Genomic DNA, 23,601 nt, shown 5'->3' on the forward strand with positions numbered 1-23,601 from the left:
AGCGAAGCGGAGTGCGTCTAGCGAGGATGAGCCCGCGGAGGCGGGCTCGCAATCAAAACGATGTCCTCACGCTCAGGCGGAAATTCCGCCCCGCCAGCGGCACGAAATCCTTGGTGAAGCTGGCCGCGCGCCGCGCATCCTCGTCCAGGATGTTGTTCACCTGCGCCATCACCACGATGTTGTCGTTACCTTCCAGCGGGTGCCAAGCGATCGAGGCGTTGACCATCGTGTAGCCGTCGGTCGGCGCTTCCAGTGGGGCGACGCGGTCCTGCTCGTCGTGCCATTCCACTTCGCCGCGCAGGTCGACGTGGTCGAGCCGTGCCTCCAGCGCGCCATAGAGGCTGAGCGGCGGGATGCGCGGCACGGGTTCGCCGCTGTCCAGCGTTGCGCGGGTGTAATCGGCGCGCAGGTCGCCCAGCAGTTCAAAGCCGCCGGTCTCGATAATCGGGAAGGTCGCCTGCGCCTCGAATCCCCACTGGTCGGCGTCCTGTTGCAGGAAGGCGAACACGGCCAGGCCATCCTCCTCCTCGCCTGTGGCGGAAAGGTAGATGAAGTCGTCGAACCAGTTGCGGTAGAGCGTGGCGTTCACCTGCACCGGCCCGACAGAGCCGCGCAGGTAAGCTTCCCCGCCCCAGCTGCTTTCGGTCGCGAGCCCGGGATTGCCGATCTCGAACTGCTGGGTGGCAAGGTGCGGGCCGTCGGCGAACAGCTCCTGCGCTGACGGGGCACGCTCGGTGCGCGAGGCGTTGAGGCCTACGCGAAAGTCATCGAACAGCGTGTAGCCAGCGCCAACGGCAGCGGAAAAGGTGCCGAAATCGCGCGACACATCGCCCAGCCCGAAGGTCTCGGCATCGATGGACGTGTTCTCATACCGCGCGCCGACTTCGATTTCCAAGGCGTCGAAATCGAATTCCTGCAGGCCGAAGACGGCGAAGCTTTCGGTCACGTTGGGCGGCACGAAGGCTTCCTCGCCCAACGCCTGGAAGTCGACGTGCGAATACTGCACGCCGGTCGATCCGCGCCAGCCGCCAGCCCCAAGCGCGCGCCGGGACTGCACCAGCTCCACGCGGCCTTCCACGCCCTCCACGTCGAAGACCGTGCCGGTCTCCTCACCCTCGAACTCGGTATGGGTGTAATCGGACCAGCCCAGGCGAGTCTGCACCGAATCGAAAAAGCCGCTGCCGAGGTCGAGCTCGCCGCGCAGGTCGGCGCGATACTGGCGCAGGCCGATGGAGACGTTCTCCTCGCCATGCTCTTCCCCGTGGTCCTCTTCCTCCCCGTCGATCACGTCCTCGCCTTCGTCGTGGTGGACGTGGCCGATGCCCGGCAGGCCGGGGATGCCGTAGGTGGTGTCGTAATAGCCGAACGAGGCGCCGATGTTGCTGGCGCCCGAGAACCACGCCACGCCCGCCCCGGCGGACGTTGCCTCGGTAAAGCTGTTGGGCAGCACGCCGCGCGCGTTGGCCGCCTCGCGCAGTTCGGCGGCCTCTTCCAGGTGGCCCTCTTCCTCTTCCTCGTCGGCGTCGGCCAGCAGGTCGGCGCGCAGGAAGGGGGAGGCGACGAAGCCGGGGATCTCAAGGTCGTTGGTCACGCGGTGTGACCCATCGACATGAACCGCAAACCCGCCGCCGATGGGCGCATCGATGGACGCCCCCACTTCGCGCAGGTCGCTGGCGGTATCCATCCCGGCGAGCGCATCGACGTGCACCGCTTCGTCCGGCAGGCGCGGCGGGATGCGCTTGGTGATGACGTTGACGGCGCCGCCGATGGCCTGGCTGCCGTAGAGCAGGACCGCCGGGCCGCGCAGCACCTCCACCCGGTCGGCGATCAGCGGATCGACGGCCACGGCATGGTCGGCGCTGGTGGACGAGGCATCGAGCGAACCGGTGCCGTCGCTCAGCACGCGCACGCGCTCGCCGCCAAAGCCGCGCAGCACCGGGCGCGAGGCGCCGGGGGCGAAACTGGTGGCGGAAACGCCCGGCAGGCTGGCGAGCACTTCGCCGATCTGGCCCGAACTTTCGCGCTGGAGCGCCACGCCGGTAACGACCGACGAACCGGCCACGATGTCCAGCCGGTCGACGCCTGCCGCGGTGACGTAGATCGAATGCAAGTCGTCGCTGCCAGGCTCTTGCGGGCCGGATTGGTCGCCGGACTGCGGGGTTGGGTCGCGGGTATCATCCTGCGCGAGAGGAGCGGGCGAAGCCTCCTGCGCCATGGCGGCCAGCGGCGTGGCGAACAGCGGTATGGCAGCAGACAGCAGGAAAGTGGCCGGGGTAAATTTCATCAAGCGTCCCTTTGGTATTCTGTGTGACGGTGTATCATCACGCGCCATACCGAATACCGCATCTGTCGCAAGGCCCTGATCGCTGGTTTCGTTGGAATGCCACCTGCATCCGACGAAATCGCATCGGCTCAGTCGCGCACTGCCGCATCGAGCCGCGCGCGCGCCCGGCCCTCCCCGATCAGGGGCAGCAGCTCTGCCATGTCCGGGCCGTGGTCGCGGCCCGTCAGCGCCTGCCGCAACGGCTGGAACAGTTCGCGTCCCTTGCGACCCGTGCGCGCCTTCAGCACCGCGGTGAGGTCCTGCCACGGCGTTTCACTCCAGGTGAGCGCGGCGGCGGCCTCGGCCAGGTACGCGCGGGTTTCGGCATCGAAGCTGCGCGGCTCGATCGGACCGGTGACCAGCCGCCACCATTCGCCCGCCTCGTTCACATGGGCCACGTTGGGGCGGATGGCGTGCCAGCCGGCGTCGTCCATGCCATCGGGCAACCGGTCGGCAACCTGTGCGAAATCCAGCTGGTGGACGATTGCCGCGTTGACCCGTTCGAGGTCCGCGTCATCGAAACGCGCCGGTGCGCGGCCGAACGTGGCAAGATCGAATGTCTCGATCAGCGTCGCGCGGTCCGCGATCGGTTCCACCGGCAGCGCCGTGCCCAGCCGCGCCAGCATGGCCACCAGTGCCTGCGGCTCGATCCCGGCATCACGCAAGGCGTCGCAACCAAGCGAACCCAGCCGCTTCGACAGCTTGCCCTCGCGCCCCACCAGCAGCGCCTCGTGCGCGAAGCGGGGGGGAGCGGCACCCAGTGCAGTGAACATCTGGATCTGCACTGCTGTATTGGAGACGTGATCCTCGCCGCGCAGCACGTCGGTCACGCCCATCGCGATGTCGTCCACCGCGCTCGGCAGCATGTAGAGCCACGATCCATCGGCGCGGCGGATCACCGGATCGCTGAGCTGCGCCGGATCGAACGACTGCCCACCGCGCACACCGTCGGCCCACATTATGGGTTCGTCATGATCGAGGCGGAAGCGCCAGTGGGGAGCAATACCCTCTGCTTCCTTCGCCGCGCGCTGTTCGTCGCTCAATGCCAGCGCCGCGCGGTCGTAGATCGGCGGCAGCCCGCGCCCGAGCGCGATCTTGCGCTTCAAGTCGAGCTCCTGCGCGCTTTCGTAGGCGGGGTAGACCCGGCCGGCGTCACGCAACCGGGCAAAGGCATCCTCGTAGAACGTCAGCCGTGCCGATTGGCGTTCCTCCCCGTCGGGCGTTAGGCCAAGCCAGGCGAGATCCTGGCGTATCCCATCGACGAAGCGTTCCTCGCTGCGTTCGGCGTCGGTATCGTCGATGCGCAGCAGGAAACGCCCGCCGGCCTTGCGCGCCAGCATCCAGTTGTGCAGCGCCGTGCGCAGGTTGCCGACATGCAGGCGGCCCGTGGGCGACGGCGCGAAACGAGTGACGACAGACATGCCCGCGCCCCTAGGGCAAGTTCATGCGCCGGTGAAGCGTTTGCGCGCCTTTTCCAGTTCGGCAAGCATGGCATCGACGGCGAGGTTGTCTTCGGGCGAGCCGTGGGCGCGCACGAAGCTTTCGAGTTCGGCGATCTCCAGCCGTGCCGCTTCCAGCTCTCCCGGCAGTTCCCACCGGGCCTTGGCCAATTGCGCTTCGTAGCGTTCGAGGATGTCGGGTGGGATGACCTTGGGCCGTTTGGCCGCCACCGTGCGCCACCGCTTGCGCACGTGCGCCTGGGTCTTTTCCAGATGCTTGCGCACCACGCGCACGGCCAGCGCCGCCTCGTCGCAGGCCACCATGCCATCCAGCGCGGTCAGATTGCGCGGGGTCGCCCAGCCGGGGAAATGAAAACTGCCCAGCATCATCAGCCAGCGCGCGACCAGCTCGGTCTGGTGGGCCGCCACGTAACGCTGCACGAGCGGCAGCGATACGGTATCACCGTGATCGAGGAACAGCATCTGCGCGTCCTCGGTGGCAATTGCGCCATCCCGTGCCGACTGCATCGCCGCGCCCTGCACCGCCTCCAGATCGACGCGAAAATTGCGGAAACGCGGCGCCGCCTCGGCAATGAAGCGCTGGCCGAGCGCCGCCAGGTGCGGCGGCGGCGGCGGTGCGCCTTCGAACAGCAAGCGCTCGAATCCGGCAGGTTGATCGGTCATGCCGGCAACGCGCTAGCGTGCAGGCGTTATTATTGTGCAAACAGCATTACCGTGTGACCGCCACCTTCGATGACCAGCCGCCGGTCATCGGTGTGCACCATGCTGCTGGCCCCATCGATGGCGGCAGCGGTATCGAAGACCGCGTGATGCACGCGCGCCCGGGCCAGGCACTCTGCGCTCGGCCCCTGGCGGCGGGACGTGGCGATACGGGTGCCCTCGATCTGGTAGGTCCAGCCGTAACCCCCGCAGGCCGCGGGAAAGGTGATAGTGGTCGCATCGACGACCAGCCTCAGGTCGAGAAAGTCGTCCAGACCGGCACCGTCGATGGCGACCACGCGGTAGGTCCCGTCCGCAGCGGCGTCGGCCACCGCCGTGGTCGTCGTGCACGCGGCCAGACCCAGCGCGGCGGCGATCGAGAGAATGGTCTTCATCCGGCAGCAGCTCCCGATCGCGCAAACAAAAAGCCCCGGACGATTGCTCGTCCGGGGCCTGATGTGACGGTGTGTCGATGAACGGCAGGTTAGGCCTGGTCGCCCTCGTCGTCCGGCAGCGGCTCGGCCGCTTCTTCGGCTTCGACGGCATCTTCCTCGTTGTCCACGCTCTCGTCCGAGGCGTCTTCGTTGAGGTAGTCGCCGGCGTCCTCGTCGGTGCCGTGCGTTTCGCCTGCGGCGGCACCCAGCGGATCGTCGCCGATTGCCGCCTCGGGACCCTGCGCCAGCTCGGCGGCGTGCTCTGCCTCCGCACTGTCGGGCGCGATCAGATCGGCCTCGATCGCAGCATCGGAAGCCGCCTTCTCGCTCGCGGCTGCCACCGCGGCAGCCTCGTCGGCCGCCTCGATCGCGTCAGCCATCTTGCGATACTGCGCACGGATCGCTGCATCCCGGCTGGTGGCGGTCACGCGCATCCGGTTCATGCCCGCGCCGGTACCGGCGGGGATGAGACGGCCCACGATCACGTTCTCCTTCAGACCGACAAGCGTGTCCTTCTTGCCCTCGACCGCGGCCTGCGTGAGCACGCGCGTGGTTTCCTGGAACGAAGCGGCCGAGATGAACGAACGCGTCTGCAAGGAGGCCTTGGTGATGCCGAGCAGGATGGGCGTGCCTTCCGCCTTCTTCTTGCGCGGGGGCAGCTTGGCGTTGACCTCGTTCATCTCCTCCAGATCGACCTGTTCGCCCGGCAGCAGCGTGGTATCGCCGCTGTCGGTGATCTCGACCTTTTGCAGCATCTGGCGAACGATCACCTCGATGTGCTTGTCGTTGATCTTCACGCCCTGAAGCCGGTAGACTTCCTGGATTTCGGTGCACAGGTATTCGGCCAGCGCCTCCACGCCCAGCACCTCGAGGATGTCGTGCGGGTTGGGGCTGCCCGAGATGAGCGTGTCGCCCTTCTTGACGAAATCGCCTTCCTGGACGTCGATCACCTTGGTCTTGGGCACCAGGTACTCCACCGCCTCGCCCTCTTCCGGGACGATCGCGATCTTGCGCTTGGCCTTGTAGTCGCGGATGAATTCCATCCGGCCACTGATCTTGGCGATGACCGCCGCGTCCTTGGGAACGCGGGCCTCGAACAGCTCGGCAACGCGCGGCAGACCGCCGGTGATGTCGCGCGTCTTGGCAGCTTCGCGGCTGGCACGGGCCAGGATGTCGCCTGCGGCCACTTCCTGACCGTCCTCGACCGACAGCGTGGTGCCCGGGGCCAGCATGTAACGCTGGGCCTCGGTCTCCTCGCCCTTCTTGCCCTTGCCCTTGGCATCGTCCTCGCCAAGGAAGGTCAGGCGCGGACGCAGGTCTTCTTTCTTGGAACGCGACGTGGCGCGGTATTCGATGACCACGCGCTGGGCGATACCGGTGGCATCGTCCACCCGCTCTTCCAGCGTCTTGCCCTCGATCAGGTCCTGGTAACGCACCAGGCCCGCGGTTTCGGTGATGATCGGCAGGGTGAACGGATCCCATTCCGCCAGACGATCGCCTTCCTTCACCGCGGCGCCATCCTCGAACATGAGCATGGTGCCGTAGGGCACGCGGTGAATGGCGCGTTCCCGGCCAGCGGGATCGACCACCACCATCTCGCCCGAACGGGCCAGCGACAGGCGACGGCCCTTCTTGTCGGTGATGGTGGGCATGTCGCGGTAGACCACCTTGCCGTCCGAGATGCTCTCGAGATGGCTGGTTTCGTTGATCTGCGCCGCACCGCCGATGTGGAAGGTACGCATGGTCAGCTGGGTGCCCGGCTCACCGATGGACTGCGCCGCGATGACGCCCACGGCCTCACCGATGTTCACCGGCGTGCCGCGCGCAAGATCACGGCCATAGCAGGTCGCGCAAACGCCCTGTTCGGCATCGCAGACCAGCGGCGAACGGATCTTCGCCTGCTGCACCTCGGCATCCTCGATGGCCTTCATCATGGGCTCGTCGACCATGGTGCCGGCCTTCACGATGACCTCGCTGGTGGCCACGTTCACGATGTCCTCGGCCACGGTGCGGCCCAGGATACGCTCGCCGAGCGAGGCGATCACGCTGCCGCCCTGCACGATGGCACGCATTTCCAGCGCGTTGCTGGTCTTGCAGTTCTCTTCCACGATGACGCAGTCCTGCGACACGTCGACGAGGCGGCGGGTGAGGTAGCCCGAGTTCGCGGTCTTCAACGCCGTGTCCGCCAGGCCCTTGCGGGCACCGTGGGTGGAGTTGAAGTATTCAAGGACGGTCAGGCCCTCCTTGAAGTTCGAGATGATCGGCGTCTCGATGATCTCGCCCGAAGGCTTGGCCATCAGGCCGCGCATACCGGCGAGCTGCTTCATCTGCGCCGGGCTGCCACGCGCGCCGGAGTGGCTCATCATGTAGATCGAATTGATCTGCGCCTGGCGACCGTTCTCGTCCTTCGGCATCGCCCGGATCTCGTCCATCATGGCGTTCGCCACCGTGTCGCCGCAACGGCTCCACGCGTCGATCACCTTGTTGTACTTTTCCTGCTGGGTGATGAAGCCGTCCTGGTACTGCTGCTCGTAATCGGCAACCAGCGCCTTGGTTTCCTCGATCATGCCGACCTTGGAATCGGGAATGATCATGTCGTCCTTGCCGAAGCTGATGCCGGCCTTGAACGCGTGGCGGAAACCCAGGCCCATGATGGCGTCGGCGAACAGCACCGTGTCCTTCTGGCCGGTGTGACGATAGACCTGGTCGATGACGTCACCGATTTCCTTCTTGGTCAGAAGGCGGTTGACGACCTCGTAGGGCACCGTGTGGCTCTTGGGCAGGCATTCGCCGATCAGCATGCGGCCCGGCGTGGTTTCCACGCGCGCCATGTACTCCTTGCCCTTCTCGTCCGTCTGCGGGACGCGGGTGTGGATCTTTGAGTGCAGCGTGACCGCGCCGACGTGCAATGCCTGGTGCACCTCGTTGATGTCGGCCAGCACCTTGCCTTCGCCCGGCTCGCCTTCGCGGTCCATCGAGAGGTAATACAGACCCAGCACCATGTCCTGCGAGGGCACGATGATCGGCTTGCCGTTCGCGGGGCTGAGGATGTTGTTCGTGCTCATCATCAGCACGCGCGCTTCCAGCTGGGCTTCCAGCGAAAGCGGCACGTGGACGGCCATCTGGTCGCCGTCGAAGTCGGCGTTGAAGGCCGAGCAGACGAGCGGGTGCAGCTGGATTGCCTTGCCCTCGATCAGCACGGGTTCAAACGCCTGGATGCCGAGACGGTGCAGCGTGGGGGCGCGGTTCAGCAGCACCGGGTGTTCGCGGATGACCTCATCCAGGATGTCCCAGACTTCCTTGCGCTCCTTTTCTACCCACTTCTTCGCCTGCTTCAGGGTCATCGAGAGACCCTTGGCGTCGAGGCGCGCGTAGATGAACGGCTTGAACAGCTCGAGCGCCATCTTCTTGGGCAGGCCGCACTGGTGCAGCTTCAGTTCCGGACCTGTCACGATGACCGAACGGCCCGAATAGTCGACGCGCTTGCCGAGCAGGTTCTGGCGGAAGCGGCCCTGCTTGCCCTTGAGCATGTCGGAGAGCGACTTCAGCGGACGCTTGTTGGCGCCCGTGATCACGCGGCCGCGGCGGCCGTTGTCGAACAGGGCGTCGACGGCTTCCTGCAACATGCGCTTCTCGTTGCGCACGATGATGTCGGGCGCGCGCAATTCCATCAGGCGCTTGAGCCGGTTGTTGCGGTTGATCACGCGGCGGTAGAGATCGTTGAGATCGGACGTCGCGAAGCGGCCGCCATCCAGCGGCACCAGCGGGCGCAGTTCCGGCGGGATGACCGGCACGACTTCCAGGATCATCCATTCGGGACGGTTGCCCGATTCGATGAAGCTTTCGACGACCTTCAGACGCTTGATGATCTTGGCGGGCTTGAGCTTGGACTTGGTCGTCTCGAGCTCTTCCAGCAGGTCGGCCTTTTCCTGCTCGAGATCGAGATCCATCAGCATGGTCTTGACCGCGGCCGCGCCGATGTCGGCGGTGAACGCGTCCTCGCCGTATTCGTCCTGCGCGTCGAGCAGTTCGTCCTCGGTCAGCAACTGGAACTTCTCCATCGCTGTGAGGCCGGGCTCGGTGACGATGTAGCTTTCGAAATACAGTACGCGCTCGAGCTGCTTGAGCTGCATGTCGAGCAGCAGGCCGATGCGGCTCGGCAGCGACTTCAGGAACCAGATGTGCGCGACCGGCGCGGCCAGTTCGATGTGGCCCATGCGCTCACGACGGACCTTGGTGACCGTCACCTCGACGCCGCACTTTTCGCAGACGACGCCCTTGTACTTCATGCGCTTGTACTTGCCGCACAGGCACTCGTAGTCCTTCACGGGGCCGAAGATGCGCGCACAGAACAGGCCGTCACGCTCGGGCTTGAACGTGCGGTAGTTGATGGTTTCCGGCTTCTTGATCTCGCCGAACGACCAGGAACGGATACGCTCCGGCGAAGCGATGCCGATCTGGATCTGGTCAAAGGTTTCCGGCTTGGCCAGCTGGTTGGTGAATTTGCTCAGTTCGTTCATTTTTCTCGTTCCCTAGTGGGAGAAACAGGGGCGATGGGGGGTGGGCGGCAGACCGGACTTCCCGGATGCCGCCCGCGCCCTGTTATTCAGCGGCGATCTGGCCGAGGCCGTCTTCGTCTTCACCATCGGTGAGCGAGGACAGCTCGACGTTGAGGCCGAGGCTGCGCATTTCCTTGACAAGCACATTGAAGCTCTCCGGAATGCCGGCCTCGAAGGTGTCGTCGCCCTTGACGATCGCTTCGTAGACCTTGGTGCGGCCGATCACGTCATCGGACTTCACCGTCAGCATTTCCTGCAAGGTGTAGGCCGCGCCGTAGGCCTGGAGTGCCCAGACCTCCATCTCGCCGAAACGCTGGCCACCGAACTGGGCCTTGCCGCCCAGCGGCTGCTGGGTGACGAGGCTGTAGGGGCCGATCGAGCGCGCGTGGATCTTGTCGTCGACCAGGTGGTGGAGCTTGAGCATGTAGATGATGCCCACGGTCACCTTGCGGTCGAACGCCTCGCCACTGCGTCCGTCGTACAGCGTGGACTGGCCCGATGAATCGAGGCCCGCCTTCAGCAGCATGTCGGTGACGTCGCCTTCGTTGGCGCCGTCAAACACCGGGGTGCCCATCGGGACGCCGGCACGCAGGTTGTTCGCCAGTTCGACCACCTCGGCAGTGGTGCGGCTGTCGATATCCTCGTGATACTGCTCGCCGTAGACGTCCTTCAGCTTCTCGACGACCGCGGAAGGCGGCTGCATTCCGGCAAAGTCGCGCGCCATGTCGGGATTGGCCGCGCGCCAGTCATCAAGCTGTTCGGCGATCTGATGGCCCAGCGCGCGGGCGGCGAAGCCCAGATGCGTCTCGAAGATCTGGCCCACGTTCATGCGGCTCGGCACGCCCAGCGGGTTCAGCACGATGTCGACAGGGGTGCCGTCCTCCAGGAACGGCATGTCCTCGGCCGGCAGGATGCGGCTGATCACGCCCTTGTTGCCGTGACGGCCGGCCATCTTGTCGCCCGGCTGCAGCTTGCGCTTCACCGCCACGAAGACCTTGACCATCTTGAGCACGCCCGGCGCCAGTTCGTCGCCGCGTTCGAGCTTGTCCTTGCGGTCCTCGAACTTGTCCTTGATGGCCTTCACCGCCTCGTCGTACTGGCCCTTCACGGCTTCCAGCTGGGCCTGCATGTGATCGTCGGCCACGGCAAACTTGAACCACTCGTGGCGGTCCACGTTCTCCAGCAGGTCGGCGTCGATCACGGTGCCCTTCTTGATGCCCTTGGGCGCGGCGCTCGCGGTCTGGCCGGCCAGCATGTCGGCCAGGCGGTTGTATGTCGCCCGATTCAGAATGGCCCGTTCGTCTTCGCTGTCCTTCTTGAGGCGTTCGATTTCCTCGTTCTGGATGGCGCGGGTACGGTCGTCGATCTCGATGCCGTGGCGGTTGAACACGCGCACCTCTACCACCGTGCCGGCGACGCCCGGGGGCAGACGCAGGCTGGTGTCGCGCACATCGCTGGCCTTTTCGCCAAAGATCGCGCGCAGCAGCTTTTCCTCCGGCGTCATCGGGCTCTCGCCCTTGGGCGTGATCTTGCCCGCCAGGATGTCGCCCGGATGCACTTCGGCCCCGATGTAGACGATGCCCGCCTCGTCGAGGTTGCGCAGGGCTTCCTCGCCGACGTTGGGAATGTCGCGGGTGATGTCTTCCGGCCCCAGCTTGGTGTCGCGGGCCATCACCTCGAACTCCTCGATGTGGATCGAGGTGAACACGTCGTCCTTGACGATGCGCTCGGAGATGAGGATCGAATCCTCGTAGTTGTAGCCGTTCCACGGCATGAACGCGACGAGGCTGTTGCGGCCCAGCGCCAGTTCACCCAGATCGGTCGAGGGACCATCGGCGATGATGTCGCCGGCCAGCACCTCGTCACCCACCTTCACCAGCGGGCGCTGGTTGACGCAGGTGTTCTGGTTGGAACGCTGGAACTTCTGCAGCGTGTAGATGTCCACACCGGGGTTGGTGGTGTCCACCTCTCCCGAGGCACGGATCACGATGCGGCTGGCATCGACCTGGTCGATCACGCCGGAACGCAGGGCGGAGATCGCTGCGCCCGAATCGCGCGCCACGGTCTCTTCCATGCCGGTGCCGACCCACGGCGCCTCGGCCTTGACCAGAGGCACCGCCTGGCGCTGCATGTTGGAGCCCATCAGCGCGCGGTTGGCGTCATCGTTTTCCAGGAACGGGATCAGCGATGCGGCGACCGAGACGAGCTGCTTGGGCGACACGTCCATCAGCGTCACGTTTTCGTTCGGGCTCATCGTGAACTCGCCGTTCTGGCGGGTGGAGACCAGCTCCTCGATGAACTTGCCGTCGGCATCGGTGGCGGCAGAGGCCTGCGCCACGGTGTGCTTCTGCTCTTCCATCGCGGACAGGTAGTTCACCTCGCCCGACACCTTGCCGTCCTTCACCGTGCGGTACGGCGTCTCGATGAAGCCGTACTTGTTGACGCGGGCAAAGGTGGACAGCGAGTTGATCAGGCCGATGTTCGGGCCTTCCGGCGTCTCGATCGGGCAGATGCGGCCATAGTGCGTGGGGTGCACGTCGCGCACTTCGAAGCCGGCACGTTCACGCGTCAGGCCACCCGGGCCGAGCGCCGAGACGCGGCGCTTGTGGGTGACTTCCGACAGCGGGTTGGTCTGGTCCATGAACTGGCTGAGCTGCGACGAACCGAAGAACTCGCGCACCGCGGCCACGGCGGGCTTGGCGTTGATCAGGTCGTTCGGCATCACGGTGCTGACGTCGACGCTGCTCATGCGCTCCTTCACGGCGCGCTCCATGCGCAGCAGGCCCACGCGGTACTGGTTCTCCAGCAGTTCGCCCACGGACCGCACGCGGCGGTTGCCGAGGTTGTCGATGTCGTCGACGTCGCCCTTGCCGTCCTTCAGGTCGACCAGTTCCTTGACCACGGCGAGGATATCTTCCTTGCGCAGCGTGGTGACGGTATCCTCGGCATCGAGGCCCAGGCGCATGTTCAGCTTCACGCGGCCCACGGCCGACAGGTCGTAGCGGTCGGGATCGAAGAACAGGCCCTCGAACAATGCCTCGGCCGTTTCCTTGGTCGGCGGCTCGCCCGGACGCATCACCTTGTAGATCGCCTCGAGGCCTTCCTCGCGGTTCTCGGCCTTGTCGGCCTCCAGCGTGTTGCGAATCCACGCGCCGGTGGTGACGTGGTCGATGTCGAGCAGATCGAGCTGGTCGATGCCCGCGGCATCCAGCTTCTCGAGATTCTCAGGGCTGACTTCCTCGCCCGCCTCGATGTAGATGCGGCCGGTCTTCTCGTCGATCAGGTCCACGCTGGCGTAGCGGCCGAAGATTTCCTCGGTCGGGATCAGCAGGGACTTGAGACCGTCCTTTTCCGCCTTGTTGGCGGCGCGCGGGCTGACCTTCTGGCCGGCGGGGAACACTTCCTCGCCAGTTGCGGCGTCAACCAGCGCGAACGTCGGCTTGGAACCGCGCCACTGATCGGCCACGAACGGGATCTGCCAGCCTTCGCCGGCCTTGCCGCTCGAACGCTTCCAGGAAACCTTGTTGTAGAAATGATCGAGAATGGCCTCGTCATCGAGGCCCAGGCCGTACAGCAACGCGGTGACCGGCAGCTTGCGCTTGCGGTCGATACGCACGTTCACGATGTCCTTGGCGTCGAATTCGAAGTCCAGCCAGCTGCCACGATAGGGAATGACGCGCGCGGCGAACAGGAACTTGCCGCTGGAGTGCGTCTTGCCGCGGTCGTGGTCGAACAAGACGCCCGGCGACCGGTGCATCTGCGACACGATCACGCGTTCGGTGCCGTTGATGAAGAAGGTGCCATTCTCGGTCATGAGCGGCATGTCGCCCATGTAGACGTCCTGCTCCTTGATATCGAGCACGGAGCGCGTCTCGGTTTCGGAGTCCACTTCGAACACGATCAGGCGCAGCGTGACCTTCATCGGGGCGGCGTAGGTGATGCCGCGCTGGCGACACTCGGTCACGTCGTACTTGGGATCTTCCAGCACGTAGTGGACGAAATCGAGCTCGGCGGTGCCGGCGAAGTCGCGAATCGGGAAGACCGAGCGCAGGGTCTTCTCCAGGCCCGAAACGTAACCGGTCTCGCGATCGGAACGCAGGAACTGCTCATAGCTTTCGCGCTGCACCTCGATAAGGTTCGGCATCTGCACCACTTCGTGGATGTCGCCGAAAATCTTGCGGATGCGCTTCTTCTTGCTGCCGGTCTGGGCCGGAGTTGCCTTGGTCGCCATGATCGAGCCTTACGCCTTTTTCTTCGCGTGTACGCACGGGGGGCGGTTGACCGCCCGTGCCGGGAATGTTCGCAAGCGGGATATCGGGCGTGAAACGCGACAAAGGCCGCAAGAAGGCGCACCCTATCCGGGCGCTGCCGCTGCAGCCTTGGTTCGATTCGTGTCTCACGCGCAGAGGCCGAAGCTTCCGTCCTGGATACGCCCCCGCGTAAGGCGCACCTTGCTCGAAGCTCTCGGCTGGTAGGGGCGATATAGGCGAGGGGCAGCTTCGGGTCAACCGGCAGGGAATCATGCGCGAGGATCGGCACAAGCCGCTTGCCAGCCTCCGCAAACCTCCGCAGGTTTCGCGGCGATGACCGACCTTGCAGAACCGACAGCGCCGATGCGCAGGACATTCCCCCTCGCCGCGCAGATCCTTGCCGGCCTTGCCGTGGGCGCGGCGGCCGGGTTGGGCCTGGCCGCCGCCGGGCGAAGCGAGGGGATGGACCAGATTGTCGGCGTGATTGGGCTGGGCGGCAAGCTTTGGCTGCGCGCCTTGCAGATGACGATCCTGCCGCTGGTGTTCGGCCTGCTCGCCACGCTGTTCCTGCGCTCGAGCGGGATCGGTAGTGGGGATGGCAGTGGTGCAGGGGGGCGCACGGCACGCCGGGCGCTTGGCGCGATCGGGCTGTTGTACCTGCTCGCGGTGCCAGTGGGCGTGGTCCTCGCCGAACTGCTGCTGGGCGCCTTTCCGGTGACCGAGGCGATGGCGCGGGCGATGCGCTCGCTGGCGGGTGGCGGCGTTGCGCCCGATCCCGTGCCCTGGGCCGAGGCGGTGCTGGCGATCATTCCGGCCAACGTGGTCGAGGCGATGGCCGGACCGACGCTGGTGCCGGTGCTGTTCTTCGCGCTGGTGTTCGGCGCGGCGCTGGCGAAGCTGCCCGATGGAGAGGGGCGGCGCGCCTTGTCGGCGTTGCTGACCGGACTGACCGACGCCATGTTCGTCATCGTCGGCTGGGTCATCCGCATCGCCCCGCTCGGCGTGGCACTGCTGGTGCTGCCGACGACCTACGAGCATGGAGCGGACATCTTTGCAGGCCTGGCGCACTGGATCGCCCTGATGGTCGCCGCGCAACTAACGGTGTTGGGGCTGCTCTACCTGCTGGTAGCCACCGCCGGGCGCGTGCCGCTGCCGCGATTCGCGCGGGCGATGCTCCCGACGCAGGTCGTGGCCGTAGGCACGCAAAGCTCGACCGGGTGCATGCCGCTGACCATCGAGAGCTGTCGCGCCATGGGCCTGTCCGAACGCGCGATCGGGGCCACCGTGCCGCTGGCGGCGACCACTCTCAGGATGAGCGCGCCGATGACCTACGTGTTCGTCGCCATGTACGCAGCGCAGGTCTATGGCTCCGCCACGCCATCTGTCCTGTTGCTGTTGGGGATCGGCCTCCTCGGCGGGCTGCTGGAGATAGGCAGCGCGGGCATTCCCAGCGCGGCGACCTTCGTGGCGCGGCTGGTTCCGCTCGCCGCAATCGTGGGGTTTCCCATCGAGTTTGCCGCCGTCCTGCTGGTGGTCGAGGTCATTCCCGACGTGTTCAAGACCCTGAACCACGTGACCGCGCACGCCGTGGCGACCGCGCTCGTGGATCGCCCGTTCCGCACCGGCGCGCCCGACGATGGGCCTCTGACATGAGGCCAACCTGACAAACGATAATGGCCATATCGTTTTGCGATATTATTGATTGACAATATGCTACGACTCGGTCACATCGATCTACAATAACTCGTATCAAGGAGATCGATAAATGTCCCGTTTCGTGCATCGCACCTGTGCCGCCGTATTCGCCGTCGTCATCGCCGCGACCAGCCTGGCCGCCATCACCAGCGTCCCGGCCCAGCGGTCAGTCGTCGTGGTGGCCGCCGCGCCGGCGCTGGCCTGACCCGGGGGAAACGCACCATGGCGCTCACACCCAAAGACCCGCTGCTGTCCGCCGCGCGTGTCATCATTGTCCTCTTTCAGGCTCTAGTTGCGTTTGGCTCCGGCGCGCTTGTCGTCGGCATTCCCATTCTGCTGGCAGTCCAGGACCCGCTCACCGAGAGAATGCGCGCCGAGACGGCCCGCGCTGACTTCATCTTCCCGCTGCTGCCGGTGATCGGCATGATGGCGCTTTTCGCCCTCGTGCTGGTGATCGGTTTCCTGTTCCTCCGTCACTTGCGGCGCATCGTCGATACCGTGGGGCAGGGCGATCCTTTCGTGCCCGAGAACGCCGACCGGCTGACGGCCATGGCATGGCTTGTCGTTGGCGCGCAGGTGATCGCCATCCCGGCAATCATGCTGCTAATTCATATCCAGCAAGCGTTCGAGGAAACCAATCCGTCGACTGATGCCGCTTTTGACTTTGGCGGTATCCTGCTGGCGCTCACCTTGTTCATCCTTGCCCGGGTGTTCCGTCAGGGCACGGCGATGCGCGAAGATCTGGAAGGGACCGTCTGATGCCTGCAGAAGAAGGAACCGCCATCGTGGTGAAACTCGACGACCTCCTGCACGACCGCCGCATGACACTGACCGAACTTGCCGAACGCGTCGGCCTCACCCTTGCCAACCTCTCGATCCTCAAGACCGGCAAGGCCAAGGCAATCCGCTTCTCAACTCTGGAGGCTATCTGTCGGGAACTCGATTGCCAGCCGGGCGACCTGCTGGGCTATGCGGCTCGCACGGGCGCGGAGTGACCATTAACGTTGGCAACATACATTGTGGCGAAATTTTGATTGCGAACCGCACCGGGAATATGGCAATAATGGGGCGGCCAATCACGGCCCCAGGATTCTCCCCATGAAGAAGATTGCTTTCGCGGTTCTGCCCCTCGCCTTCGCCATCGTCGCTTGCGACAGCGGTGCCGAAGAAGCTGCCCCGGTCGAGCCGATGGCCACCGAAACCCCGATGGCCGAGCCGATGGCTGCGGACCCGATGGCTGCCGACCCGATGGCCACCGAGGCCCCGATGACCGACGGCACCATGACCGACGACACGATGACCGACGGCACCATGACCGACGACACCACCACGATGGACCCGGCCACCACCGAAGAGCCGATGTAATCATCGTCTGGATCATTCCAGAAAATGTAGAAGGCCCGCCCCTCCAGGCGGGCCTTTTTCATTGGACCTGCCGCCATCGACGGCAACGGGAACCAATTTGAAATAAGGCGATTTCAAGGCAGTCCGATGGTCGGACAGGAGTTTGACCGATGAAGAAGATTGCCCTTGCTGCCGCCCTCCCCTTCGCGCTTGCCCTCGCGGCCTGCGGCGATGGTGCCGACGATGCCGCCACTACCGACGACGCTGCCATGACCGATGGCGCAGCGATGACCACCGATGACGGCGCCGCGATGGACGCCGGAACTGCCGCCACCACGGGCGAAGCTGCCGATCCGATGGCCGGCATGACCGCCGAGCAGCGCGCCGAGATGCTCGACGAGAGCGCCGAAGACCTGGAAGAGCAGGCCGACCGCATCGAGGATACCGACGAGGCTGCGGCCGATCGCCTGGAAGCGCAGGCCGAGGCCCAGCAGGAAGAACGCGACCGGCTCGACTGAGCAGCCCTCGCCCCCCTTCGCGCTTGACACGGCGCGCTACATACGTAGAGGCCCGCCCTGACCGGCGGGCTTCTCGTCTTCCGGTCATCCGTCCGAGACAGTTGGTGGTGGCGATAGGGCCATCTTAATTTCCAGCCTAGACGGGGATACGAGATTCCGGCGTCGGCCTTCGGGCCTTTGCCGTCAGCGTGATGGCACGCACCTCCTTCCCCATCAACGGACCCGTCCACCCGGCATGAGCCGTGTGGCAACTTGAGCCGGCCGGCTGCCCGCCAGGGCATTCGGCCATAGTGAAGGAGTACGGCATGGATCGTTCGCAGAAATCTGAAGCGGTCGCCGAGCTGAACAAGGTCTTCAACGAGGTCGGCGTGGTGGTTGTCACCCGCAACCTCGGCATGACGGTGGGCCAGTCCACCGATCTGCGCGGGAAGATGCGTGATGCAGGCGCCAGCTACAAGGTTGCGAAGAACCGTCTCGCCAAGCTCGCCCTGAAAGACACCGATTACGCGGGCATCGAGGAATACCTCACCGGTCCCGTGGGTCTCGCCTGGTCGACAGACCCGGTCGCGGCCGCCAAGGCTGCCGTCGACTTTGCCAAGTCGAACGACAAGCTGGAAATCGTCGGTGGATCGATGGGCACGCAGGTGCTCGACGAAGCTGGTATCAGGTCCCTGGCCTCGATGCCCAGCCTCGACGAACTGCGCGGCAAGATCGTGGGCCTCGTCAATGCCCCGGCGACCAAGGTCGTCCGGACCATTGCCGAACCTGCAGGAATGCTGGCCCGCGTCGTCGGCGCATATGCCGCCAAAGACGCAGCCTAGCAGACACGCCGCGTAAGAGACGCTTTCTAAGCACGAGACGAAACATCATGGGGCACATTCTTTCGCCCCGCCCAATTTGGAGTGACCATCATGGCTGACATTGCCAAGCTTGTTGAAGACCTTTCCGCCCTGACCGTCATGGAAGCGGCCGAACTCGCCAAGGCGCTTGAAGAAGCGTGGGGCGTTTCTGCCGCGGCCGCCGTCGCGGTTGCCGGCCCCGCCGCCGGTGGCGACGCCCCGGCTGCCGAAGAGCAGACCGAGTTCGACGTGATCCTCACCGGCGACGGTGGCAAGAAGATCCAGGTCATCAAGGAAGTCCGCGCCATCACCGGCCTGGGCCTGACCGAAGCCAAGACCCTCGTGGAATCGGCTCCGAAGGTCGTCAAGGAAGGCGTCAACAAGGCCGAGGCCGAAGAGGTCAAGGCCAAGATCGAAGCTGCCGGCGGTACCGTCGAGCTGAAGTAAGCTTTTCACGGCTTGCACTTCGATCCCTTACCGGATCACCAAGGGGGGCGGTGCCGCGAGGCGCCGCCCTTTTTGCTGCATCTTGCCAGATCGCGGAACAATGCCTGCCCGATGCGCACTGTCCCGGAACCACCGGCGCATTTCGCGATTGGGCTCAAAGACATGAACGCCGCCGCGATCCTTTTCCTGCAAGCCGTCGGCACTGCGACACCCGCCGCTCCCGCACCCCCGCCCGACATCGAATTCAACGCCCGTATCGAGGCGCGCCGCGTGGATGTGCGGCAGGGCGGGGACCTGCGGGCCGAGTTTCGCGCCGACCCGGGCGAGGCGCCGCCGGTGCAAGTCGAACGCTCAGACCCGCGTGGCCAGCGCAGCTACCGTAACCTCACGATCCGCATCCACGGCGAGGCGACGCTGATCGAGCCCGTGGCCGCGACCCGAACCCCGCAACAACAACAGCCAGAACAGGGAACCCCGACCGATGAGAACGATCCGCTATAGCCTTGCCGCCGCCGCCGCACTGACGACGCTGGCCTTCGCCATGCCCGCCAGCGCACAGCAGCGGCAGGACCGGGGGCAGGACCAGCAGTCCGCCGCCAGCCCGGCGGTTCAGTATCTCACCAGCGTTCCCGCCAGCGAGCAACCCGACGTGGTGCTCGACGTGCCGAACCTGTCGGTCGAATCGATTTCGCTGGAGGTGCAGGGGCTGGAGGCGCACATCTCACTCGACGCGCGCCTGGCGAACCTGCTGCGCCTGAACGCGGGTGCCGACGTCACGCTGGAATCGGTCTCGCTGGAGATTACCGGGGTGCAGGCGCAGGCAGCGCTGATCGTGCGGCTCGACAACGTGCGCGCCATCATCGAGCGCACGCTTCAGACGCTCGACAACAATCCCGAAATCATCACGTCGCTGACCGAGGCCCTGCCCGGCACGGTCGATACGCTCGGCGGTGTCGTCAACAACACGGTCGGCACGGTGGGCGACCTTACGCAGGGCGTCCTGCGCTCGGGCGCGGTTCTCGACCTTGCCTCGAGCGGGCTCGACCTCGTGAACGAGACGGTAAATTCTGCCGGCCAGACCGTGCGCAGCCTGCGTGCAGACGACGGTGCGCTCTATCAAGTGGTGACCGACAACGCGGGTCGGATCGTCAGCTCGACGCGTGGCTAGTCCGCGCGCCACAGTCGGCGCAGCGCGAACGCGACGATCGCCTCTGACGCAAGGCCGATAGCCACGCCGACTATCACGTCACTGGGGAAGTGCGCCTTGCGTGGCACCTGGATCGCCGAGGCGGTGGTCGCGAGAGCCATCGCCACGGGCGCGCCACCAGGATATTCGCGTGCCACCGCCCGCGCCACGGCAAAGGCGCCGGCACTGTGGCCGGACGGGAACGAGCGGTCCTCGCCGTCCGTGCTTGTGCCCGGCTCGATGGCATGCTCGCCTTCCCGCTCCACCTTGCCCGGACGCGGACGATCGATGCGGTCCTTGACCAGTGTCTTGATGCCGGTGGCGAGCGCGTGGCTTGCCAGCATTGCAAGGCCCGTACGTGCCAGCCGCGGCCGGCGTGTCAGCAGGCCGGCGATTAGCGTGCCGAGCGAAGCGGCGATCAGGGGCGGCTGGTCGGCGAGTTCGCTCGCCGCACCGATCGCCTTGAGCGCCGGATTGTCGCGATAGGGGTGCAGCGCGCCCACAACCGCCAGGTCCATGCTAGCGATGAGGCCTTCGCCTGTCGCGGCGTCATCGAGATTTGTCTGTCGTTGATCCATGCCGCTGCAACGCACGACAGGGGTTTTCGGCGATGCCCTAAATGCGATAATTGATGCGGGCGCCGATCATGTCGATGCCGGGGTTCTGGTTGCTGTCGAAGATCTGGCCCTGGCTGATGTGCATCCAGTGCGCCTCCACGCTGGCGCGTTCGGACACGCGATAGCCGACGCCGATCTCGGGTTCGAACAGCACCCGGCTGCCGAGGTCGGTGCGGATGCCGGTGGCCGGGTTCACGCGAAGTTCCGGCCCGTCGTGAACGACCAGGCCGATGCCCGGGCGCACGTAGAACGGTCCGTCGCCGATGGTCCAGGCCAGGCCCACACCGGCGAACGAGGTGTCCCCGCGCGTGTTGAGATTGCCGACAACATAGGGTTCCGGCTTGCCCAGAAAGCCCAGCGCCTCGATCCCGTCGAAGCGCACGCCGGCGGCGATGTCGACGCCGCCTTCCGTGGTCTCCAGCGTGAACGGCGTGTCCACCGCGTGGGCGTAGACGCCGCCGAACACCTCCTGGGCGCAAGCCGCGGCAGGAAGGGTGACAGTGGCGGCCAGCGCCGCGAGCATGGCTAGGGACGAGTGCATGGCCACGCCTGTTGCACCGATTCGCTTTCGCCAGCCTGACCGGGCCTACAGCGTTCTGAGGTAGGCGATTACCTCACGGCGCTGCGCCGGGTTCAGCCCGGGCGGCGGCATGGTGGTGCCCGGGACGACGGCAGCTGGATCGGCAAGGTAGCGGTCGAGATTGCCCTCGTTCCAGGTGATGGTCGCGCCCTGCATCGCCGCGCTGTAGTTGGCCCCGGGCACGCTGCCGGCGCGCCGGCCGAACACGCCGGCCAGGCTCGGCCCGATGCCGTTCTGGCCGCGCTGCACCGAATGGCACACGGCGCAGGTGGCGAAAGACTGCGGCGGACCCGCGGCAGCGACCGGTGCGGGCGCAGCAGTGGGCGCGGCGGCACGCGTGGTGGCAGAAGCACTGGGCGCAGGCGACGGCGTGTCGGTCGGCGCGGGCGCTCCCTCCCCTTCCGCCGCATCGCCGGCTTCGCCAGCCTCATCGGCCTCCATGGTTGCAGTTTCGTCGGCCTGGGCGGGCGTGACCGCGGCATCGCGCGTCGCGCCCTCGCCATCGGCGGCCTGGTTGATCTGGTCCGAAACCTCGTTCGAGTCTCCGCCGCATCCCGAAAGCAGCAATGCCAGGGCGGAACCGGCGGCAAAAAGTGCAGACACGCGCATCACGAATATCCCTCTGTCTTTGACTATGTCCCATAAACGGCAAGTGGCACGAACGGCAAGGGTTGTGACATCGCCGCCGCAAGACTCATGATTTTCACGGTCGGACGACGCCACGCGGTTCCCATGCAGCCAGCCAGGGCCTATCCGGACGGGCCGCCCCGAAACGGTCCAGATCATGCGCCCCGTCGCCCATCCCCCCACGCCCGGCTGGCAAGCCGAGACGCGCGAGACCCTGCGGCTGGCGGGGCCGCTGGCGCTCGCCAACATGCTGCAAATGCTGACCTATGCGATCGACGTCATCTTCATTGCCCGCATCGGCGCGCAGGAACTGGCGGCATCGTCACTGGCGGTGGCGGTGTTCGGACTGGTGCTGTGGAGCCTGCAGAGCCTGACCGGCGCGGTCGCACCGATCATGGCGAGCGAGCTGGGCGCACGCGCGCCGGCGCTGCGCCCCGTTCGCCGGTCCGTGCGCATGGCGTTGTGGCTGTCCGCCCTGCTGTCCGTGATCGGGATGGCGGTGTGCCTGCTCACGCCGGCACTGATGCGCGCGACCGGACAGGACCCTGCCCTCACCGCCTTGGCGGGCGAGTACATGGCGATCCTGCTGTGGTCGGGACCGGCGATGATCGTGGCCGGGGTGCTGCGGAACTTCGTTGCCACGCTCGGGCGACCACTGTTCGCGACCGCCATCACCGCGGTCGGCATCGGCATCAACGCAATCGGCAACTACGCCTTCATCTTCGGCAATCTGGGCGCGCCTGCGCTGGGCCTGCAGGGTGCTGCGATCGCCACGCTTATCACGTCGATCAGCGTGGTCGCCTTCTACGCGCTGGCGATCCGCCTCGATCCGCGGCTGCATCGCTACCGCATCATGGGCTTCTTCTGGCGGCCCGACTGGCCGCGGTTCATGGAGATCGTGCGCATCGGCACGCCCATCGCGATCACCGTGCTGGCCGAGGCAGGCGTGTTCGGCGCGGCCGCCTTTCTCATGGGCCGGGTCGGGGCGCTGGAACTGGCGGCGCACACCGTTGCCCTGAACCTTGCCGCCTTTGCCTTCCAGGTCCCCTTCGGCGTGGGCCAGGCGGCGACGATCAGGGTTGGCTATTTCGTCGGCGCGAACGACCGGCTCGGCATCGCCCGCGCCGGCTGGACCGGCATCGCCATGGGCACAGGCTTCATGGTCTTCACCGCGATCGCCTTTCTTGTGATGCCTCAGGCGCTGCTGGCCATCTATCTCGACCCCGGCGCGAGCGGCAATGCCGCGCTGGTGGAAGTGGCCACGGGCTTTCTCGTCATTGCCGCCGCCTTCCAGCTGTTCGACGGGATACAGGCGGTGGCGGCGGGCGCGCTGCGCGGCCTGAAGGATACCCGCGTGCCGATGTGGATCGCGGTCTTCAGCTACTGGCTGCCGGGCTTCGGCCTTGCCGCCGGGCTGGGCCTTGGCACGTCGCTGGGCGGAACGGGTGTGTGGATCGGCCTGGCAACGGGCCTCGTGTTTGCCGCCGCGCTGCTGTTATGGCGCTGGCGCGCGCGCGAACGGCTGGGCCTCACCCCTGCCTGAGCCGGTATTGCCGCATCGCGACCATGGCCCGCCCCCGCGACGAAATTTTTGCCGCGCCGCGCCATTGACTAAGGCCTGCGGCATAAACATATCGACCTCGCTGGCACTCTCGTACGGAGAGTGCCAATCCACATCTAGATAACAGGAAGAGGTCATACCTATGGCATTCCGTCCGCTACACGACCGTGTACTGGTCCGCCGCATCGAGGCCGAGGAAAAGACGGCCGGTGGCATCATCATCCCCGACAGCGCCAAGGAAAAGCCGAGCGAGGGCGAAGTCGTCTCCGTCGGCACCGGCGCGCGTGCCGAGAACGGCACCATCACCGCGATGGACGTCAAGGCCGGCGACCGCGTGTTGTTCGGCAAATGGTCCGGCACCGAGGTCAAGATCGACGGTGAGGACCTCCTCATCATGAAGGAAAGCGACATCATGGGCGTGATCGGCTGAGCCATCACCGCCTGACGCTTTTTTCACGAATC

Annotated in this window: 20 protein-coding genes and 1 pseudogene; 12 read left to right on the plus strand and 9 right to left on the minus strand. The window is 65.8% G+C overall.

From position 1 onward, the window contains the following. Positions 1-52 precede the first annotated feature (52 nt). The 6 genes and pseudogenes from GRI62_RS12545 to rpoB form a co-directional block, all read right to left on the minus strand. Positions 53-2,284, minus strand: coding sequence for a TonB-dependent receptor (locus GRI62_RS12545; RefSeq protein WP_131451071.1), 2,232 nt, complete (start codon positions 2,282-2,284; stop codon positions 53-55). A 128-nt stretch (positions 2,285-2,412) separates the two neighbouring features. Next, a complete protein-coding gene (gltX, locus tag GRI62_RS12550; RefSeq protein ID WP_131451072.1) occupies positions 2,413-3,744 on the minus strand; it encodes a glutamate--tRNA ligase in 1,332 nt (443 codons plus the stop codon). A 21-nt stretch (positions 3,745-3,765) separates the two neighbouring features. Continuing rightward, positions 3,766-4,446 (minus strand): hypothetical protein, encoded by a 681-nt coding sequence (locus GRI62_RS12555; RefSeq protein ID WP_131451073.1) that lies wholly within the window; start codon positions 4,444-4,446, stop codon positions 3,766-3,768. Between the two features lie 29 nt (positions 4,447-4,475). Continuing rightward, a complete protein-coding gene (locus GRI62_RS12560; RefSeq protein WP_131451074.1) occupies positions 4,476-4,877 on the minus strand; it encodes a hypothetical protein in 402 nt (133 codons plus the stop codon). Between the two features lie 422 nt (positions 4,878-5,299). Then, a pseudogene (rpoC, locus tag GRI62_RS12565) lies at positions 5,300-9,436 on the minus strand (DNA-directed RNA polymerase subunit beta'); the annotation flags it as partial. 82 nt (positions 9,437-9,518) lie between these two features. Beyond that, positions 9,519-13,706 (minus strand): DNA-directed RNA polymerase subunit beta, encoded by a 4,188-nt coding sequence (gene rpoB / locus GRI62_RS12570; RefSeq protein WP_131451076.1) that lies wholly within the window; start codon positions 13,704-13,706, stop codon positions 9,519-9,521. Positions 13,707-14,058: 352 nt separating this feature from the next. Here rpoB and GRI62_RS12575 point away from each other — a divergent pair, with 352 nt between their 5' ends. The 10 genes from GRI62_RS12575 (at position 14,059) to GRI62_RS12615 (ending at position 19,736) form a co-directional block, all read left to right on the plus strand. Next, complete coding sequence (locus tag GRI62_RS12575; RefSeq protein WP_131451077.1) at positions 14,059-15,378, plus strand: dicarboxylate/amino acid:cation symporter; 1,320 nt, start codon at positions 14,059-14,061, stop codon at positions 15,376-15,378. Positions 15,379-15,490: 112 nt separating this feature from the next. Then, entirely contained in the window at positions 15,491-15,625 is a 135-nt protein-coding gene (locus tag GRI62_RS14645) for a hypothetical protein (RefSeq protein WP_267901985.1), read from the plus strand. Positions 15,626-15,642: 17 nt separating this feature from the next. Continuing rightward, positions 15,643-16,179, plus strand: coding sequence for a DUF2975 domain-containing protein (locus GRI62_RS12580; protein WP_131451078.1), 537 nt, complete (start codon positions 15,643-15,645; stop codon positions 16,177-16,179). Further along, entirely contained in the window at positions 16,179-16,415 is a 237-nt protein-coding gene (locus GRI62_RS12585) for a helix-turn-helix domain-containing protein (protein WP_131451079.1), read from the plus strand. Before GRI62_RS12580 ends, GRI62_RS12585 begins: the two co-directional genes overlap by 1 nt. Before the next feature lie 103 nt (positions 16,416-16,518). Continuing rightward, on the plus strand, positions 16,519-16,785 hold the full coding sequence (locus GRI62_RS12590; protein ID WP_131451080.1) for a hypothetical protein: 267 nt from the start codon (positions 16,519-16,521) through the stop codon (positions 16,783-16,785). Between the two features lie 149 nt (positions 16,786-16,934). After that, the gene (locus tag GRI62_RS12595; protein WP_131451081.1) at positions 16,935-17,282 is read left to right on the plus strand and encodes a hypothetical protein; all 348 of its coding nucleotides are present in this window, start codon (positions 16,935-16,937) and stop codon (positions 17,280-17,282) included. Between the two features lie 305 nt (positions 17,283-17,587). Continuing rightward, a complete protein-coding gene (gene rplJ, locus GRI62_RS12600; protein ID WP_131451082.1) occupies positions 17,588-18,103 on the plus strand; it encodes a 50S ribosomal protein L10 in 516 nt (171 codons plus the stop codon). A gap of 90 nt (positions 18,104-18,193) precedes the next feature. Continuing rightward, positions 18,194-18,568 carry a 50S ribosomal protein L7/L12 gene (rplL, locus tag GRI62_RS12605; protein WP_131451083.1) on the plus strand — a complete coding sequence of 125 codons (375 nt, stop codon included), beginning with the start codon at positions 18,194-18,196 and terminating at the stop codon, positions 18,566-18,568. Positions 18,569-18,679: 111 nt separating this feature from the next. Continuing rightward, positions 18,680-19,069: a hypothetical protein gene (locus GRI62_RS12610; RefSeq protein WP_131451084.1), complete on the plus strand. Its 390-nt coding sequence runs from the start codon at positions 18,680-18,682 to the stop codon at positions 19,067-19,069. Next, positions 19,050-19,736, plus strand: coding sequence for a hypothetical protein (locus tag GRI62_RS12615; RefSeq protein WP_131451085.1), 687 nt, complete (start codon positions 19,050-19,052; stop codon positions 19,734-19,736). Before GRI62_RS12610 ends, GRI62_RS12615 begins: the two co-directional genes overlap by 20 nt. Here GRI62_RS12615 and GRI62_RS12620 read toward each other — a convergent pair. The 3 genes from GRI62_RS12620 to GRI62_RS12630 are packed head-to-tail and all read right to left on the minus strand — an operon-like array spanning position 19,733 to position 21,560. Next, positions 19,733-20,332, minus strand: coding sequence for a phosphatase PAP2 family protein (locus GRI62_RS12620; RefSeq protein WP_131451086.1), 600 nt, complete (start codon positions 20,330-20,332; stop codon positions 19,733-19,735). The two genes, GRI62_RS12615 and GRI62_RS12620, sit on opposite strands and share 4 nt — an antisense overlap. Before the next feature lie 37 nt (positions 20,333-20,369). Further along, positions 20,370-20,912, minus strand: a complete 543-nt coding sequence (locus GRI62_RS12625; protein ID WP_131451087.1) for an acyloxyacyl hydrolase — start codon at positions 20,910-20,912, stop codon at positions 20,370-20,372. A gap of 45 nt (positions 20,913-20,957) precedes the next feature. Continuing rightward, positions 20,958-21,560 carry a c-type cytochrome gene (locus tag GRI62_RS12630; protein WP_234027456.1) on the minus strand — a complete coding sequence of 201 codons (603 nt, stop codon included), beginning with the start codon at positions 21,558-21,560 and terminating at the stop codon, positions 20,958-20,960. A 175-nt stretch (positions 21,561-21,735) separates the two neighbouring features. On the opposite strand from GRI62_RS12630, the gene GRI62_RS12635 reads away from it, so the two are divergent. After that, on the plus strand, positions 21,736-23,121 hold the full coding sequence (locus GRI62_RS12635) for an MATE family efflux transporter (RefSeq protein WP_131451088.1): 1,386 nt from the start codon (positions 21,736-21,738) through the stop codon (positions 23,119-23,121). Positions 23,122-23,281: 160 nt separating this feature from the next. Beyond that, on the plus strand, positions 23,282-23,569 hold the full coding sequence (groES, locus tag GRI62_RS12640) for a co-chaperone GroES (RefSeq protein ID WP_131451089.1): 288 nt from the start codon (positions 23,282-23,284) through the stop codon (positions 23,567-23,569). Positions 23,570-23,601 lie beyond the last annotated feature (32 nt).

Source organism: Aurantiacibacter arachoides, from assembly GCF_009827335.1.
Lineage (GTDB): Bacteria > Pseudomonadota > Alphaproteobacteria > Sphingomonadales > Sphingomonadaceae > Alteraurantiacibacter > Alteraurantiacibacter arachoides.

Bases quoted from the DNA above. Each gene is read 5' to 3' on its own strand.
- GRI62_RS12555 (WP_131451073.1), bottom strand. From the start codon at position 4,446: ATGACCGATCAACCTGCCGGATTCGAGCGCTTGCTGTTCGAAGGCGCA.
- GRI62_RS12610 (WP_131451084.1), top strand. From the start codon at position 18,680: ATGCGCACTGTCCCGGAACCACCGGCGCATTTCGCGATTGGGCTCAAA.
- GRI62_RS12635 (WP_131451088.1), top strand. From the start codon at position 21,736: ATGCGCCCCGTCGCCCATCCCCCCACGCCCGGCTGGCAAGCCGAGACG.
- rplJ (WP_131451082.1), top strand. From the start codon at position 17,588: ATGGATCGTTCGCAGAAATCTGAAGCGGTCGCCGAGCTGAACAAGGTC.
- GRI62_RS12575 (WP_131451077.1), top strand. From the start codon at position 14,059: ATGACCGACCTTGCAGAACCGACAGCGCCGATGCGCAGGACATTCCCC.
- GRI62_RS12620 (WP_131451086.1), bottom strand. From the start codon at position 20,332: ATGGATCAACGACAGACAAATCTCGATGACGCCGCGACAGGCGAAGGC.
- rpoB (WP_131451076.1), bottom strand. From the start codon at position 13,706: ATGGCGACCAAGGCAACTCCGGCCCAGACCGGCAGCAAGAAGAAGCGC.
- gltX (WP_131451072.1), bottom strand. From the start codon at position 3,744: ATGTCTGTCGTCACTCGTTTCGCGCCGTCGCCCACGGGCCGCCTGCAT.
- GRI62_RS12615 (WP_131451085.1), top strand. From the start codon at position 19,050: ATGAGAACGATCCGCTATAGCCTTGCCGCCGCCGCCGCACTGACGACG.
- groES (WP_131451089.1), top strand. From the start codon at position 23,282: ATGGCATTCCGTCCGCTACACGACCGTGTACTGGTCCGCCGCATCGAG.
- GRI62_RS12595 (WP_131451081.1), top strand. From the start codon at position 16,935: ATGAAGAAGATTGCCCTTGCTGCCGCCCTCCCCTTCGCGCTTGCCCTC.
- GRI62_RS12630 (WP_234027456.1), bottom strand. From the start codon at position 21,560: ATGCGCGTGTCTGCACTTTTTGCCGCCGGTTCCGCCCTGGCATTGCTG.
- GRI62_RS12545 (WP_131451071.1), bottom strand. From the start codon at position 2,284: ATGAAATTTACCCCGGCCACTTTCCTGCTGTCTGCTGCCATACCGCTG.
- GRI62_RS12585 (WP_131451079.1), top strand. From the start codon at position 16,179: ATGCCTGCAGAAGAAGGAACCGCCATCGTGGTGAAACTCGACGACCTC.
- GRI62_RS14645 (WP_267901985.1), top strand. From the start codon at position 15,491: ATGTCCCGTTTCGTGCATCGCACCTGTGCCGCCGTATTCGCCGTCGTC.
- GRI62_RS12580 (WP_131451078.1), top strand. From the start codon at position 15,643: ATGGCGCTCACACCCAAAGACCCGCTGCTGTCCGCCGCGCGTGTCATC.
- GRI62_RS12560 (WP_131451074.1), bottom strand. From the start codon at position 4,877: ATGAAGACCATTCTCTCGATCGCCGCCGCGCTGGGTCTGGCCGCGTGC.
- rplL (WP_131451083.1), top strand. From the start codon at position 18,194: ATGGCTGACATTGCCAAGCTTGTTGAAGACCTTTCCGCCCTGACCGTC.
- GRI62_RS12590 (WP_131451080.1), top strand. From the start codon at position 16,519: ATGAAGAAGATTGCTTTCGCGGTTCTGCCCCTCGCCTTCGCCATCGTC.
- GRI62_RS12625 (WP_131451087.1), bottom strand. From the start codon at position 20,912: ATGCACTCGTCCCTAGCCATGCTCGCGGCGCTGGCCGCCACTGTCACC.